This window comes from Actinoplanes italicus (assembly GCF_003001815.1).
GTDB classification, from domain to species: domain Bacteria; phylum Actinomycetota; class Actinomycetes; order Mycobacteriales; family Micromonosporaceae; genus Actinoplanes; species Actinoplanes italicus.
This window is the reverse complement of the sequence record NZ_PVMZ01000006.1, coordinates 380,274-396,141: the sequence shown is the minus strand read 5'-3', so window position 1 is coordinate 396,141 and position 15,868 is coordinate 380,274. Positions and strand designations below refer to the sequence as shown.

13 protein-coding genes are annotated in these 15,868 nt (G+C 70.3%); 10 read left to right on the top strand and 3 right to left on the bottom strand.

Annotated features, from left to right (window positions below; translation table 11 throughout):
- The first annotated feature begins 126 nt into the window (after window positions 1–126).
- The 4 genes from CLV67_RS18005 (at window position 127) to dapB (ending at window position 5,581) form a co-directional block, all read left to right on the top strand.
- Entirely contained in the window at window positions 127–2,463 is a 2,337-nt protein-coding gene (locus CLV67_RS18005) for a polyribonucleotide nucleotidyltransferase (RefSeq protein ID WP_106319745.1), read from the top strand.
- Entirely contained in the window at window positions 2,464–3,795 is a 1,332-nt protein-coding gene (locus CLV67_RS18000) for a M16 family metallopeptidase (RefSeq protein ID WP_106319743.1), read from the top strand.
- A gap of 105 nt (window positions 3,796–3,900) precedes the next feature.
- Entirely contained in the window at window positions 3,901–4,815 is a 915-nt protein-coding gene (locus CLV67_RS17995; protein WP_106319741.1) for a phosphatase PAP2 family protein, read from the top strand.
- 4 nt (window positions 4,816–4,819) lie between these two features.
- Complete coding sequence (dapB, locus tag CLV67_RS17990; protein ID WP_106319739.1) at window positions 4,820–5,581, top strand: 4-hydroxy-tetrahydrodipicolinate reductase; 762 nt, start codon at window positions 4,820–4,822, stop codon at window positions 5,579–5,581.
- Here dapB and CLV67_RS17985 read toward each other — a convergent pair.
- Window positions 5,578–6,153: a GNAT family N-acetyltransferase gene (locus CLV67_RS17985; protein WP_106319737.1), complete on the bottom strand. Its 576-nt coding sequence runs from the start codon at window positions 6,151–6,153 to the stop codon at window positions 5,578–5,580. The genes dapB and CLV67_RS17985 overlap by 4 nt on opposite strands.
- Before the next feature lie 39 nt (window positions 6,154–6,192).
- Between CLV67_RS17985 and CLV67_RS17980 the strand changes: the two genes are divergently transcribed.
- From CLV67_RS17980 to CLV67_RS17960, 5 genes are all read left to right on the top strand, one after another.
- On the top strand, window positions 6,193–7,431 hold the full coding sequence (locus CLV67_RS17980; RefSeq protein WP_106319735.1) for a winged helix-turn-helix domain-containing protein: 1,239 nt from the start codon (window positions 6,193–6,195) through the stop codon (window positions 7,429–7,431).
- On the top strand, window positions 7,428–7,970 hold the full coding sequence (locus CLV67_RS17975; RefSeq protein ID WP_106319885.1) for a DUF2752 domain-containing protein: 543 nt from the start codon (window positions 7,428–7,430) through the stop codon (window positions 7,968–7,970). The genes CLV67_RS17980 and CLV67_RS17975 overlap by 4 nt, the downstream gene beginning before the upstream one ends.
- Window positions 7,971–7,996: 26 nt before the next feature.
- The gene (dapA, locus tag CLV67_RS17970) at window positions 7,997–8,890 is read left to right on the top strand and encodes a 4-hydroxy-tetrahydrodipicolinate synthase (RefSeq protein ID WP_106319733.1); all 894 of its coding nucleotides are present in this window, start codon (window positions 7,997–7,999) and stop codon (window positions 8,888–8,890) included.
- 13 nt (window positions 8,891–8,903) lie between these two features.
- Window positions 8,904–10,592 (top strand): ribonuclease J, encoded by a 1,689-nt coding sequence (locus tag CLV67_RS17965; RefSeq protein WP_106319731.1) that lies wholly within the window; start codon window positions 8,904–8,906, stop codon window positions 10,590–10,592.
- Between the two features lie 116 nt (window positions 10,593–10,708).
- Entirely contained in the window at window positions 10,709–12,256 is a 1,548-nt protein-coding gene (locus tag CLV67_RS17960) for a S1 family peptidase (RefSeq protein WP_106319729.1), read from the top strand.
- A gap of 113 nt (window positions 12,257–12,369) precedes the next feature.
- On the opposite strand, the gene CLV67_RS17955 is transcribed toward CLV67_RS17960, so the two are convergent.
- Window positions 12,370–12,795 (bottom strand): YbjN domain-containing protein, encoded by a 426-nt coding sequence (locus tag CLV67_RS17955; protein WP_106319727.1) that lies wholly within the window; start codon window positions 12,793–12,795, stop codon window positions 12,370–12,372.
- Between the two features lie 86 nt (window positions 12,796–12,881).
- Between CLV67_RS17955 and CLV67_RS17950 the strand changes: the two genes are divergently transcribed.
- Window positions 12,882–15,404 (top strand): DNA translocase FtsK, encoded by a 2,523-nt coding sequence (locus CLV67_RS17950; protein ID WP_106319725.1) that lies wholly within the window; start codon window positions 12,882–12,884, stop codon window positions 15,402–15,404.
- On the opposite strand, the gene CLV67_RS17945 is transcribed toward CLV67_RS17950, so the two are convergent.
- Window positions 15,391–15,849: a DUF3291 domain-containing protein gene (locus CLV67_RS17945; protein ID WP_106319723.1), complete on the bottom strand. Its 459-nt coding sequence runs from the start codon at window positions 15,847–15,849 to the stop codon at window positions 15,391–15,393. The two genes, CLV67_RS17950 and CLV67_RS17945, sit on opposite strands and share 14 nt — an antisense overlap.
- Window positions 15,850–15,868 lie beyond the last annotated feature (19 nt).

The following is a 15,868-nucleotide window of genomic DNA, read 5'->3' as shown; positions in this document are numbered from 1 at the left end:
ACACCCGTCAGCACCGGTCCTCGGTAGTGGTTCCCAGGTGACGTCCCTGGGCGCTTCGATCGAAGACCGGCTCGACTGAAACGCGCTGTTGACCGCCGGGTCCTCGACGAAGGAGTACCGCACTTCATGACAGACCAGAACAACGCTCTCGGCAACGAATCCCGCACCGCCGTCATCGACAACGGCTCGTTCGGCACCCGCGAGATCGTGTTCCGGGTCGGCCGCCTCGCACAGCAGGCTGCCGGCTCCGTGATCGTCCAGCTGGGCGACACCACCGTCCTCTCCGCGACGACCGCCAGCAAGCAGCCGAAGGACCACTTCGACTTCTTCCCGCTGACCGTCGACGTCGAGGAGCGGATGTACGCCGCCGGGCGCATCCCCGGCTCGTTCTTCCGGCGTGAGGGCCGTCCGTCCGAGGACGCCATCCTCACCTGCCGCCTGATCGACCGGCCGCTGCGCCCGTCGTTCACCAAGGGCCTGCGCAACGAGGTCCAGGTCGTCGAGACCGTCCTCGCGCTCGACCCGCAGCACCCGTACGACGTCGTCGCCATGAACGCGGCCTCGATGTCGACGAAGCTCTCCGGCCTGCCGTTCAGCGGTCCGGTCGGCTCCACCCGCGTCGCGCACGTCGAGGGCCAGTGGGTCGCGTTCCCGACCCTCGAGGAGCTCGAGCGCGCCACGTTCGACATGGTCGTGGCCGGTCGCGTCACCGCCGAGGGCGATGTCGCGATCATGATGGTCGAGGCCGAGGCCACCCCGCACGCGATCAAGCTGATCTCGGCCGGCGCCGTTGCGCCGACCGAGGAGGTCGTGGCGAGCGGCCTGGAGGCCGCCAAGCCCGCGATCCGTGAGCTGTGCCGCGCGCAGAGCGAGCTGGCCGAGATCGCCGCCAAGCCGGTCGCCGAGTTCCCGGTCTTCCTCGACTACCAGGACGACGTCTTCGCCGCCGTCGCGGAGGCCGTCCGCGAGGAGACCGCCGAGGCTCTCAAGATCGCCGGCAAGCAGGAGCGCGAGGAAGCCCTCGACCTGGTCAAGGCGAAGGCGCACGAGCTGCTCGACGAGCGGTTCGAGGGCCGGGAGAAGGAGATCAGCGCGGCGTTCCGCTCGGTCACCAAGTCCGAGGTCCGCCAGCGGGTTCTCCGCGAGCAGATCCGCATCGACGGCCGTGGCCCGCGCGACATCCGTGGCCTGGCCGCCGAGGTCGGCGTCCTGCCGCGCGTGCACGGCTCGGCGCTGTTCGAGCGGGGCGAGACCCAGATCCTGGGCGTCACCACGCTGAACATGCTGCGCCTGGAGCAGTCGCTGGACACTCTCGCTCCCGAGAAGACCAAGCGTTACATGCACAACTACAACTTCCCGCCCTACTCCACCGGTGAGACCGGCCGGGTGGGCTCGCCGAAGCGCCGCGAGATCGGTCACGGCGCGCTGGCGGAGCGGGCCCTGGTGCCCGTGCTGCCGTCGCGCGAGGAGTTCCCGTACGCGATCCGTCAGGTCTCCGAGGCTCTCAGCTCCAACGGCTCCACCTCGATGGGCTCGGTCTGCGCCTCGACGCTGGCCCTGCTCAGCGCCGGTGTGCCGCTGAAGGCCCCGGTCGCCGGCATCGCCATGGGTCTCATCTCCGACGAGGTCGACGGCAAGACCGAGTACATCGCGCTGACCGACATCCTCGGTGCCGAGGACGCGTTCGGTGACATGGACTTCAAGGTCGCCGGCACCAGTGAGTTCGTCACCGCCCTGCAGCTGGACACCAAGCTCGACGGCATCCCGTCGGACGTGCTGGCCGGCGCGCTGCAGCAGGCGCACGAGGCCCGTGCCACGATCCTCGCGGTGATGACCGAGGCGATCGAGGGCCCGGCCGCGATGAGCGAGCACGCCCCGCGGGTCACCACCGTGAAGATCCCGGTCGACAAGATCGGCATGGTGATCGGCCCGAAGGGCCAGACCATCAACGCGATCCAGGACGAGACCGGCGCCGACATCTCCATCGAGGACGACGGCACGATCTACGTCGGCGCGACCAACGGCCCGGCCGCCGAGGCCGCCGTCGAGCGGATCAACGCGATCGCCAACCCGACGCTGCCGAAGGTGGGCGACAAGTTCCTCGGCACCGTGGTGAAGACCGCCGCGTTCGGCGCCTTCATCTCGCTGCTTCCCGGCCGTGACGGCCTGCTGCACATCTCCAAGGTGGGCGACGGCAAGCGGGTCGAGAAGGTCGAGGACTTCCTCAACGTCGGCGACAAGGTCGAGGTGTCCATCGCGGACATCGACGCCCGCGGCAAGATCTACCTGGACAAGGTCCGCCCGGAGGGCGAGGAGGCCCCGGCCGCCCCGGCCGAGGGTGCCGCCGAGGGCCGGGAGAGCCGTCCGCCGCGTGAGGACCGTGGTCCCCGCGACGGCGGTGGCGAGCCCCGCCGGCGCCGGTCGCGCTCGGCCGGAGGCGACCGCGGCGAGCGCCGCGACTAAGTGACAGCGAATGAAGGACGCGGGCCGGCCACTAGGCCGGCCCGCGTCTCTACCCGGACCCTGCAGGACGGTGTGAAGAAGACCGTCCTGCCCAGTGGCCTGCGCGTCATCACCGAGGCCATCCCGACCACCCGCAGCGCCGCGCTCGGCATCTGGGTCGGGATCGGTTCGCGGGACGAGACGCCGGCACTGCACGGTGCCTCGCACTTCCTGGAGCACCTGCTCTTCAAGGGCACCCACAAGCGCACCGCGCTGGAGATCTCCTCGCAGATCGAGGCGGTCGGCGGCGAGACGAACGCCTTCACCACGAAGGAATACACCTGCTACTACGCGCGGGTGCTCGACACCGATCTGCCGCTCGCGGTGGACGTGCTGGTCGACGCGGTGGCGGACTCGATCCTCGACCCGACCGACGTGGAGACCGAACGTGGCGTGATCCTCGAGGAGATCGCCATGCACGAGGACGAGCCCGGTGACGAGGTGCACGACGTCTTCGCCGAGGCGATCTACGGTGACCACCCGCTCGGCCGTCTGATCTCCGGCACGCCCGAGTCGATCACCCCGATGACGCGGGACCAGATCAACCGGTTCTACCGGCGTCGGTACACGGCCCCGGAGATCGTCGTCGCGGCGGCCGGCAACCTGGATCACGCCACGGTGGTGCGGCTGGTCCGCAAGGCCCTGGCGGGCACCCCGCTGGACACCGGGCAGGCGGATCCGGCACCGCCACGAAAAGGCAATGCGCGGGTACGCGTACGCAAGGCCCACGACATCGTCCTGCACCGTGACACCGAGCAGGCGCACATCGTCCTGGGCGGTCCCGGGCTCGGGCGGCACGACCAGCGGCGGTTCGCGCTCGGCGTGCTCAACAACGTGCTCGGCGGCGGCATGTCGAGCCGGCTGTTCCAGGAGATCCGGGAGAAGCGCGGCCTCGCCTACTCGGTCTACTCCTACGCCGGTCAGTACGCCGACAGCGGCCTGATCGGTGTCTACGCCGGCTGCGCGCCGGCCAAGGCCCGTGAGGTGCTCGACCTGATCCGGATCGAGCTGGACCGGGTCGCGACCGACGGCATCACGCCGGAGGAACTGCTCCGGGGCCGGGGTATGGCCAAGGGGTCGTACGTGCTGGGCCTGGAGGACAGCGGTTCCCGGATGAGCCGGCTGGCCAAGTCGGAACTGCTGCACGGCGATCTGATGGGCGTCGACGAGCTGCTCGCCCGGGTGGACGCGGTCACCGCCGAGGAGGTCCACGCGGTCGCCGCGGACCTGCTGGCCAAGCCGTTGTCGCTGGCGGTGGTGGGTCCCTTCGACTCCGGTGAATTACCGTCCTAGCAACCTCTGGTTCTACCCTTGTTCACCGTGACAGCACTGGAGACACCCCCCGAAACACCTGCGACCCCGCCGCCGCCGGACGTCCGGAAGCGGCGGGTCCTGGGGATGCTCGTCTGGGCGGGGGTCTTCGCCGTCGGGGTCTATTTCGTGGGTGTCCCGACCAGCGATCCGCTGATCGCCTTCGGCTGGCTGTGGCTGGCCACCGTGGCGTGGCGCAACTACGAGCCGTGGCGTACCCACCTGCGCTTCCTGCGTGACTGGCTGCCGATCTGCCTGCTCCTGGTGCTCTACAACGTGTCCCGCGGCTACGCCGACCGGCTGTTCGATCCGCACGTCACCGAGCTGATCGCCTTCGACAAGTGGGCGTTCGGGGGGCTCACCGGCGGGCTCACACCGACCGAGTGGCTGCAGGACCACCTCTGGCAGCCGGGCGTCGTGCAGTGGTGGGAGGTGGTCGTCTCGCTCGTCTACTTCTCGCACTTCCTGACGCTGCCGACGATCGCCGTGGTGCTGTGGATGCGGTCCCGGCCGCAGTGGGCCCGGTTCATGCGGCGGTGGTTCCTGCTCTGCGTGTTCGGGCTCATCACGTACTTCCTCTATCCGGCCGCCCCGCCGTGGTGGGCCGCTCTGCCCGAGCACGGCTCGCTGATCGACGCCGAGCGCATCTCGACCAACGGCTGGAATGCCGTCGGACTGCACAGCGCCGGCAACACGCTCAACGCGCTGCAGGTGGAGGCGTCGAACCCGGTGGCCGCGATGCCGTCACTGCACACCGCGTTCGCCTTCATGGCGGTGGTGTTCTTCCTGCCCCGGGTGCGCAGGCTGTGGTGGCCGCTGCTGCTCGCGTACCCGCTGTCGATGACCTTCACGCTGGTCTACACGGCCGAGCACTGGGTGATCGACGTGCTGGTCGGATGGGCGTACGTCGGGGTGGTCTTCCTGGTCGTGGGCGCCGGTGAGCGATGGTGGGCACAACGTGGGCACGTTAAATCGGCACGGCGTGGGCGTACGTTAGGTTGACGTTGTGACCGATCTGCCTGAACCCATCCGTGTCGGAGTTCTCGGCGCCCGGGGCCGCATGGGCCTCGAGGTGTGCAAGGCGGTGGACGCCGCCGACGACCTGGCCCTCGTGTCGATGATCGACCAGGGCGAGGAGCTGTTCCAGGCGTCCGACGCCGGTGCGCAGGTGCTCGTCGACTTCACCAACCCCGACGTGGTGATGGACAACCTGGCGTGGGCGATCGAGCAGGGCATCCACGTCGTGGTCGGCACCTCGGGGTTCACCGAGGACCGGCTGGAGGCGGTGCGCGGCCGCCTGGCCGCCAAGCCCGGCGTCGGCGTGCTCATCGCGCCCAACTTCGGCATCGGCGCGGTGCTGATGATGCAGTTCGCCGCCCGCGCGGCCCGCTACTTCGACTCGGTCGAGATCATCGAGCAGCACCACCCGCGCAAGCTGGACGCGCCGAGCGGCACGTCCATGCACACCGCCAAGGTGATCGCCGAGGCCCGCGCCGCGGCGAACTGCCCGCCGATGCCCGACGCCACCAAGGAGGAGCAGCTCGGCGCCCGCGGCACCGAGATCGACGGCATTCGGATCCATTCGGTACGCGCCGCGGGTCTCGTGGCGCACCAGGAGGTGCTGTTCGGCACCTCCGGTGAGACGCTGACCATCCGCCACGACTCGCTGGACCGCTCGTCGTTCATGCCGGGCGTGCTGCTCGCCGTCCGCAACGTGGTGAGCCGTCCCGGCCTGACCATCGGCCTGGACCCGCTGCTGGAGGGTTAGTCTCCGGCGGGCGTCTCGTTGACCGCGACGTGCAGGCGGAACTGCGGCACCAGGAGGTCGTCGACGTCCAGGGCCCGGCCCGCCCCGTCCGGCTCCCAGCCGGTCGAGCCGAGGAACTTGCGCATCGCGTCGTCGGCCTCGTACACCCACGCCACGGCGGTCCGGAAACCGTCGTCACGCCAGTTGTCGACCGCGGCGGCCAGCAGCCGGCTGCCATGGCCCCGGCGGCCCCAGCGCGGCTCGATGAGCAGGTCGGTGACGGCCGCGACGTCATCCGGCAGGGGTTTCTCGTCCGGCGCGAGCGCCTGCTCGTCGGCCGGTCCTGAGGCCGCGAACCCGACGACGTGCGCGTTGCTCTCACCCTGCTCGACGGCGATCAGGACCCGGTGCCGCGCGGACGGCGGCGCGGTGATCGCCTCGGTCCAGCCACGGGCCAGGTAGCCCTCGTCGAGACTGGCGAGCACGTGCGCCGGGAACATCCGGCGGTACGCGGTGCGCCAGGTGGAGAGCTGGATGCGAGCGATCTCCGCGGCGTCCTCGGGACGGGCGGGACGGACGAAGCCGAGTGCCATGGCGGCAACTTTGTCATACCCGTCACCTAGTCTTCCCCGGTGGCCGTGTCCGACTCGCTCTCCGTCGCCCAGGCCCGCCGGATCACACTGGCGGCCCAGGGCTTCCTCGACGCCCGGCCGGGTGGCGTCACCGATCTGCGTCACCTGCGCCGGGTGCTGCGCCGCCTGCACCTGATCCAGATGGATTCGGTGAACGTGTTGCAGCGTGCCCACTACATGCCGCTCTACAGCCGCCTCGGGCCGTACGACCCCGGCCTGCTGGAGCGGGCCGCCTACCGCAAGCCCCGCGAGCTGTTCGAGTTCTGGGGCCACGAGGCGTCGCTGATCCGCGCCGACCTGCAGCCGCTGTTCCGCTGGCGGATGGCGCGGGCCCACGAGTTCGCCTGGGGCAACATGCGGCGCATCGCCGAGGAGCAGCCCGATCTGGTGGCCTGGGTGCTCGACGAGGTGCGTGACCGGGGCCCGATCACCGCGGCCGAGATCGAGCACGACACCCCGCGGACCAAGGAGCACTGGGGGTGGAACTGGTCGGTCGTCAAGCAGGCCCTGGAGTGGCTCTTCTACACCGGCCAGGTGACCGCGGCCGAGCGCACCACGTCCTTCGCCCGGCGCTACGACCTACCCGAGCGGGTGCTGCCGCCGGCTGTGCTGGCCGCGCCCACGCCGGAGCCGGCCGAGGCCTTCCGCGCCCTGGTGGAGCTCTCCGCCCGCGCGCTGGGCGTGGCCGCCGAGGCGGAGCTGCGTGACTACTTCCGGCTCCCGGTGCAGCCGTGCCGGACGGCGATCGCCGAGCTGGCCGAGGCCGGGGTGCTGCGCCCGGTGACGATCCCGGGCTGGAAGACGGCCTGGCTGCATCACGAGGCGCGGCTGCCCCGCCGGGTCGGTGCGGCGACGCTGGTCAGCCCGTTCGACCCGCTGATCTGGGAGCGGGCGCGGACCGAGCGGCTGTTCGGCATGACGTACCGCATCGAGATCTATGTTCCGAAACCGCAGCGGCTCTTCGGCTACTACGTCCTGCCGTTCCTGCTCGGCGACCGGTTCGCGGCCCGCGTCGACCTGAAAGCCGACCGGCGCACCGGTGAGCTGCAGATCCCGGCCGCCTGGCTCGAGCCCGACGCCGATCAGGAGGAGACCGCCGAGGCCCTCGCCACCGAGCTGCGGCGCCTGGCCGGCTGGCTGGGCCTGCACACGGTCACCGTGCCCGGGCGCGGCGACTTGGCGGGCCCCCTGACGAGCGCCCTGACCCGCGGCGCCGCGGGTGTACCGTGGCGGCCATGAGCGCTGTCGAGCTGCCTCCCTGGCTGGCCGACCAGCCCCTGCAGGGGCCACCGGTCCCGCCCGAGTGGTTCGACTACTACCGGCCACCCGAGCCCGACCGGCTGACCCGTCTGGTCAACCGGCTCGCCGCGCGCTCGCCGATGTGGCTCGCCCCGTTCGCGGTGCTGGCCTGCACGGGCGCCGCGGTGGGTTACACGCTGATCAGCGACCCGGCCACAGCCGGCGCCGGTGAGGCGCCGTCCTGCCTGCTGAAATTTCTCACGGGCTTCGTCTGCCCGGGCTGCGGCGGCACCCGGGCCGCGTGGTTCCTGCTGCACGGCGACGTGCCGGCCGCGGCCCGCCACCACCTGCTGTTCGTCTTCGCGGTGCCGTTCCTGATCTATCTGTACGTGGCGTGGGCCGGCCGGCGGCTGTTCCGGTGGAGGCTCCCGGAGTTCTCGATCAGTCCGGCCGCCATGATCACATTCATGGCGGTCTGGGGTGTGTGGAGCATCCTGCGTAACCTCCCATGGGCGCCGTTCACCGCTTTCTACGTGTGACCGGAGCGTCCGATAGGTTGTCAGGTATGACGCAAGACCCGCGGCCCTTCGGACGGCTGCTGACCGCCATGGTGACCCCGTTCACCCCGGACGGTTCCCTGGACACCGAGGGCGCGGCACGGCTCGCCGTCCACCTCGTCGACGAGCAGCGCAACGACGCTCTCGTGATCAGCGGCACCACCGGAGAGTCCCCCACCACCACCGACGCGGAGAAGGAGTCGTTGCTCCGTGCCGTGATCGAGGCCGTCGGGGACCGGGCGCAGGTTCTGGCGGGTGTGGGCACCAACAACACCGCACACACCATCGAGCTGGCGCAGACCGCGGAGAAGGCGGGAGCACACGGTCTGCTGGTCGTCACGCCGTATTACTCCAAGCCGCCGCAGGCGGGCGTCGAGCGGCACTTCCGCACGGTCGCCGACGCCACCGGCCTGCCGATCATGGCCTATGACATTCCACACCGCGCCGGCACGGCGATCACCACCGAGACAATGGTGCGGATCGCCGAGCACGAGCGGATCGTCGCGGTGAAAGACGCCAAGGGCGATCTGGTCGCCAGCTCACAGGTGCTGGCCCGGACCGACCTGGCCTACTACTCCGGTGACGACGCGGCCACTCTGCCGCTGCTCGCGATCGGCGGCGTGGGCTTGGTGGGCACGTCGACGCATTTCACCGGCAAGCTCGCCAAGGACATGATCGAGGCGTGGGAGCGGGGCGACGCGGCGGCCGCGCTGACCCTGCACCGCACCGCTCTGCCCCTGTTCACCGGCATCTTCCGGACACAGGGGGTAATGCTGGTCAAGGCCGGTCTGGGCGCGCTCGGCCTGCCCGCGGGGCAGGTCCGCTCGCCGCTGGTCGACGCGACCACCGAGGAATTGAACCAACTGCGCCAGGACGCCGCCGCGGCCGGCATCGTGCTCTGACAGGAAGAGGCGAATGACTAACGCTCACGTCGAGCTGGGTCCGCCGCCGCCGCTGCCGGAGGGCGCTCTGCGCGTCGTCCCGCTCGGTGGGCTCGGCGCCATCGGCCGCAACATGACGTATTTCGAGTACGACGGGAAGATCCTGATCGTCGACTGCGGGGTGCTCTTCCCCGACGTCGAGCAACCGGGTGTCGACCTGATCCTGCCCGACTTCGCGCCGATATTGGACCGGCTCGGGGACGTGCAGGCGATCGTGCTCACCCACGGGCACGAGGACCACATCGGCGCGGTGCCCTACCTGCTCGCCCACAAGCCGGACATCCCGCTGGTCGGGTCGGAGTTCACGTTGGCCCTGGTCGAGGCGAAACTCGCCGAGCGCCGGCTGGACCCGTACACCCTGACCGTCCGCGAGGGCGGCGTGGAGCGGCTCGGCCCGTTCGAGTGCGAGTTCTTCGCCGTGAACCACTCGATCCCGGACGCGCTGGCGGTCGCCATCCGTACCCCCGCGGGTCTGGTGCTGCACACCGGTGACTTCAAGATGGACCAGGTGCCGCTCGACGGGCGGATCACCGACCTGGCCGGCTTCGCACGGCTCGGCGCCGAGGGCGTCGACCTGCTGCTGTCGGACTCGACGAACGCCGAGGTGCCGGGCTTCGTCACGCCGGAGCGCGACATCGGGCCGGTGCTCAGCTCGATCTTCGGCAAGGCCCGCGGCCGCATCATCGTGGCCAGCTTCGCCTCCCATGTGCACCGCGTGCAGCAGGTGATGGACGCGGCCTGGGAGTACGAGCGCAAGGTCGCCCTGATCGGCCGGTCCATGGTCCGCAACATGGGCATCGCCCGTGACCTGGGTCTGCTGCGCATCCCGGACGGCCTGCTGGTCGGCCTGGACGAGGCGACCCACCTGCCGCCCGACGAGATCGTCTTCATGTCGACCGGTTCCCAGGGCGAGCCGATGAGCGCCCTCGGCCGGATGTCCACGGGTGACCACCGGCACATCACCATCGCGTCCGGTGACACGGTCGTGCTGGCCAGTTCGCTGGTGCCGGGCAACGAGACCTCGGTCTACCGGGTGATCAACCAGCTCTCCCGGGCCGGTGCCACGGTCGTCCACAAGGAGACGGCCAAGGTGCACGTCTCCGGGCACGCCCCGGCCGGGGAGCTCCGTTACCTGTTGAACGTGACCCGTCCCAGCAACCTGATGCCGGTGCACGGCGAGTGGCGGCACCTGCGGGCCCACGCGCAACTCGGCATCGAGACCGGTGTGGCGCCGGACCGTGTGGTGCTGTGCGAGGACGGTGACGTGGTCGACCTGGTCGAGGGGCACGCCCGCGTGGTCGGCCGGGTCAAGAGCCGGTACGTCTACGTGGACGGTCTCGCGGTCGGCGACGTCAGCGAGTCGTTGCTCACCGAGCGCCGCATACTCGGTGACGGTGGGTTCATCGCCGCGACCGTGGTCATCGACTCGGTGACCGGGAAGGTGGTCGGCGAGCCGGTCATCTCGGCGAAGGGCTTCTCCGAGGACCCGGAGGCGTTCAACCCGGTCGTCCCGCTGCTGACCGCGGCTCTGCACCGCTCGGCCGAGGACGGCATCACCGACACCCACCAGCTGCAACAGGTGGTGCGGCGCACGGTGGGCCGCTGGGTGAACGACGCCTATCGGCGTCGGCCGATGATCGTACCGACGGTGGTCGAAGTCTGAGATTCCTGTGAATCCATAAGGATCACGCGTGGAGTTTCAACCATCTCCGCCGCAACTGCGTACTCCCTGGCACCGGTGCCGCCCCCACGGCACCCGTGGCGGAGGGAGTTCTCCAGATGCAGCGCAGTGCGATCGCCGTAGGGGCGGTTGTTGCGGTGGCGGGTGCGGCGGCGGTCGCCTTCACCCTGCCGTCGCTCGCCGACACCGAAGAGCCCGGTGGGTCGAAGGCCAAGAGCAGCACTCCGGGGGGTCTGTCCCCGGAGCTGCTCGCGGCGATGAAACGCGACCTGGGTCTCAACGGTGAACAGGCAGCCACCCGGCTGGCCCGCTCGGAGTGGGCCGGTGGCGTCTCGGCGACGCTGGCCGCGCAGACGGGTGAGGACTTCGGTGGCGCCTGGCTGGCTTCCGACGGCACCACGCTCAAGGTCGCGGTGACCGATTCCGGAGCGGCGTCGGCGGTCAAGGCCGCGGGTGCCGTGCCGGTGCTGGTCAAGCGGAGTGAGGCCGAGCTGGACGAGGCCAAGACCAAGCTCGACGCGGCCGCGGCGAAGGTCGCCGGCCTGACCGGCTGGTACGTCGATGTGGCCACCAACAAGGTGGTCGTCGTGGCGCAGCCCGGCGAGAAGGCGGAGGCGCTCGCGCTCGCGAAGCGGGCCGGCCTGTCGTCCGACGCGGTGACCGTGAAGATCAGCGACGCCAAGCCGAAGCCGCTGTTCGACGTGCGCGGCGCGGACCCGTACTTCATCAACGTCGGTGGTGGCCAGGCCCGCTGTTCGATCGGTTTCTCGGTGACGACCGGTTTCGTCACGGCCGGTCACTGCGGCGAGGAGGGCACCACGACCACGGGCTTCAACAACCAGGCCCAGGGCACCGTGGAGTTCTCGGTCTTCCCGGGTGAGGCCGACATGGGCTTCGTCGCGGTGAACGACGACTGGGACCCGCGCCCGGTGGTCAACGACTTCAACGGCAACGAGCTGCCGGTGGCCGGTAACACCGAGGCGCCGGTCGGCGCGGCGATCTGCCGTTCCGGTTCCACCACCGGCACGTTCTGCGGCACGATCCTCGCCAAGAACCAGACGGTCCGGTACCCGGAGGGCGCGGTCACGGGCCTGACCCGTACCGACGTCTGCGCCGAGGGTGGCGACTCCGGCGGGCCGTGGCTCTCCGGTGACCAGGCGCAGGGCATGACCTCGGGTGGTTCCGGTGACTGCACGGTCGGTGGCGAGACGTTCTTCCAGCCGCTGAACGAGGTGCTGGCGGCGCAGAACCTGACGCTGGTCACCACCGAGGGTGGGGGCGGCGAGGCTCCGCCGGCGACCACCCCGCCCGCCGAGGAGGGTGAGGAGGCGTCCGCGTGTGACGCGCTCCCGGTGCAGCGGACCGGCACGATCAACCGGGCCGGCCAGGCGCAGGCGCAGCCGAACGGCGGGGCCTACCGGGCCCGGGCCGGCACGCACACCGCCTGCCTCGACGCCCCGGAGGGCGCCGACTTCGACCTGGTGCTGCAGCGGGCCAACAACCGCGGTCAGTTCCGGACCGTGGCGCAGTCGGCCGGCAACGGTGACAAGACGCTGACCTTCACCGGCCGTTCCGGCACCTACCGGTACGTGGTCGTGGCCGCCTCCGGCACGGGCGCGTACAGCCTGGGCTTCAACGTCCAGTAGTCCACCGGGCATCGGACCGGCCGGGTGTGGAAGCCACCCGGTCCGGTCCGGCAGCCGGGTACGGACGCCTCCGCCCGGCCGGGCATCCGTGACCCGGTAGCGGATCGGGGTCCTCACGCCGAGCGTGGGGGCCCCGATTTCAGTTCGCCGAGCGCCTCGCCGAGCCGGCAGCCGGTCGCCACTCCGCAGAGGATGACCTGGTCGAGCTGCTGGAGGGTGGCGCCGTGTTCCCAGTCGGTGGTGACCTCGCCCACCACGATCGCCTGGCCGTCGTCGGTGACCTGTACGTACGCCTTCGGCCAGAGCTGGTCCCGGTTCCAGGTGTTGCAGAACTCGTAGAGCCGTGGCACGTCGTCGACGGCGAAGACGTGCTGCATCATGGCGCGGACCTGGAGGATCTCCTGCCGCTGACCGAGGCGGAAGAAGTAGATGAGGTTGCCCTGGAAGTTGCCGGCGATGTCCCCGTCGGCATCGACGAAGTACGAGAAGCCACGCTGGTCCAGCGCCGCCTTGATCAAGTCGTTGCTGAGAGGTTGCACCGTACGATGGTAAATGCCGGGAAAGTGAAAAGCAGTCGCGGTGCGCCTTCTCGGCGGATCGCCCCCGCACCGCTACGGTGACATCCATGGCGGGCCGAACTCCTCCGGCGGGCCGGAGCCGCGCCGCGTCCACAACCCGGGGCGCGGCGGTCAACCGTGCCCGGCAACCGGCACGAAAGGCCACCGGTAAGGCGGCCGCACGCAAGCCCGCGGCGAAGCGTCCCGCGGTCCGCAAAGCCCCACCGGCCGTCGGGCCCAGCATCGCACGCGGTGTCGGCTCGCTCTGGCTGGGCATGGCGGGCGGTGTGGGCTGGCTGGCCCGCGGCGCCGGGCGGCAGGCCGCGTCGGCCAAGTCGATCGGTCCGGAGCACCGCCGCGACGGTGCCGGCCTCTTCATGCTCGGCATCGCCATCCTGATCGCGGTCGCGGTCTGGGCGGGCAGCGCCGGCCCGGTCGGTGTGTGGGTGGCCGACATGGTCCGCCTCTTCCTCGGCAACCTGGCCGTGCTCCTGCCGCTGCTGCTGTTCTTCGGCGCGATCCGGCTGATGCGGGAGCCGGCCGACCCGGAGCATCGCGGGCGCAGCCTGGTCGGCTGGACCGCGATCATCGTGGCGACCGCCGCGCTGCTGCACATCTCCGGCCCGGCGTCGGACAACCCGAGGGTCGATCAGGCGGGTGGCCTGCTCGGTTTCGGGGTCGGTGGGCTGCTGGAGCGCGCGGTGACCGCCTGGGTGGCCGTACCGCTGCTGTTGCTTCTCTTCGTCTTCGGTTTCCTGGTGATAACCGCGACACCGATCGCGAAGATCCCGGAGCGCGTGACCCAGCTGGCCGACATGGTGTCCGGCCGATCCGGCCGGCATCTCCCGGCCGTGCCGCCCCCGCCGGACGGCGAGGAGGACGAGCCGGAGGACGAGGAGGCGACCGCGAAACCGCGGCGCCCGGCTCGTCGCAGGCAGGCGACGATGGCCGAGCCGGCGCCGTTCGAGCAGGACCCGCCGGACGACTTCGACGAAGAGCTGATTCTGCACGACACGGTGGCCCTGCCGAAGATGCCGATGCCGAAGGCCCGGAAGAAGCCGCCGCCCGAGCATTCGCCGATGCCGCCCACCCGGGCCGAGCAGCTGGAGATCTCGGCGGTCAAGGGCGACTACCGCCTGCCGCCGGCGAACCTGCTGGCCGTCGGCGCACCCGCGAAGGCCCGCAGTCGCGCCAACGACGAGATCATGGCCGCCCTGACCGGGGTGTTCGAGCAGTTCAACGTGGACGCGGTGGTCACCGGCTTCACCCGCGGCCCGACGGTCACCCGGTACGAGGTGGAGATCGGCCCGGGCACGAAGGTCGAGCGGATCACCCAGCTGTCGCGCAACATCGCCTACGCGGTGAAGTCGCCGGACGTGCGCATCCTCAGCCCGATCCCGGGCAAGAGCGCGGTCGGTGTGGAGATTCCCAACACCGACCCGGAGAACGTGTCGCTCGGCGACGTGCTGCGCTCCCGGGCCGCGGCGGCCGACCACCACCCGATGCTGGTGGCGCTCGGCAAGGACATCGAGGGTGGGTTCGTCGTGGCGAACCTGGCGAAGATGCCGCACATCCTGATCGCCGGCGCCACCGGTGCGGGCAAGAGCTCCTGCCTCAACTCACTGCTGGTGTCGCTTCTGACCAGAGCCACCCCCGATGAGGTACGGCTACTGCTGGTCGACCCGAAGCGGGTGGAGATGACCGCTTACGAGGGCATCCCGCACCTCGTCACGCCGATCATCACGAACCCGAAGAAGGCGGCGGACGCGCTGGAGTGGGTGGTCCGTGAGATGGACATGCGCTACGACGACCTCGCCGCCAACGGGGTACGCCACATCGACGACTTCAACCGCAAGGTCCGCAGCGGCGAGATCACGGCGCCGCCGGGCAGCGAGCGGGAGATGAAGCCGTACCCGTACCTGCTGGTGATCATCGACGAGCTCGCCGACCTGATGATGGTCGCCCCGCGTGACGTCGAGGACTCGGTCGTCCGGATCACCCAGCTGGCCCGGGCCGCCGGCATCCACCTGGTGCTGGCCACCCAGCGGCCGTCGGTCGACGTCGTCACCGGCCTGATCAAGGCGAACGTGCCGTCCCGGCTGGCCTTCGCCACGAGCTCGCTGGCCGACTCGCGGGTCATCCTGGACCAGCCGGGCGCGGAGAAGCTGCTCGGCCGCGGTGACGGTCTCTTCCTGCCGATGGGCGCGTCGAAACCGACCCGTATCCAGGGCGCGTGGGTCGACGAGACGGAGATCGCGGCGGTCGTCAAGTTCTGCAAGGACCAGCGCGAGCCGGAATTCCGTGAGGACGTCACCGAGGTCCCGCAGAGCAAGAAGAAGGACATCGACGAGGAGATCGGCGACGATCTCGCACTCCTGATCCAGGCCATCGAGCTCGTGGTGACCAGCCAGTTCGGCTCCACCTCGATGCTGCAGCGCAAACTGCGCGTCGGGTTCGCCAAGGCGGGCCGCCTGATGGACCTGATGGAGACCCGCGGCATCGTCGGCCCGTCCGAGGGTTCGAAGGCCCGTGACGTGCTGATCAAGCCGGACGAGCTGGAGGAGTCGCTCGCGGCCCTCAGGGTCGACTGAGTTCCGGGGCCGGGAACGTCTGGCGGAACGTGAACGCCTGCGGCCCCGGCCCGTTGGCGCCGAGCAGTGCCAGGCGCTGGAGTCCGTCGCGGAGTGTCGGGATGCGGCCGGCCTCGACCCACCACAGGACCATGGCGGACTGACCGGCCACGAACCACTCCCGGCGGCGGCGCAGATAGTCCAGATGGGTGGACTGGTAGACGTACCCCCGGAGGGCCTCCAGCGACTCCCAGACCGACATGGTGGCGATCATGTCCGGCGGCGCCGGCTGGATGCCCAGCGCCTCGAGATCGACGTCCTCCTCCTTGAGCCGCCAGACGAAGCCGGGTGACCGGTCGGCCAGCTCGTTCATCAGATCGACGCCGGCCGTGAACTCGGCGACCAGGGGATCCCCCTCGGGGGCTCGGAGCTTGGCGACGTTCATCTGGGCGAGGTGGAAGGTCATGCCCTCAACTTCACCAGTC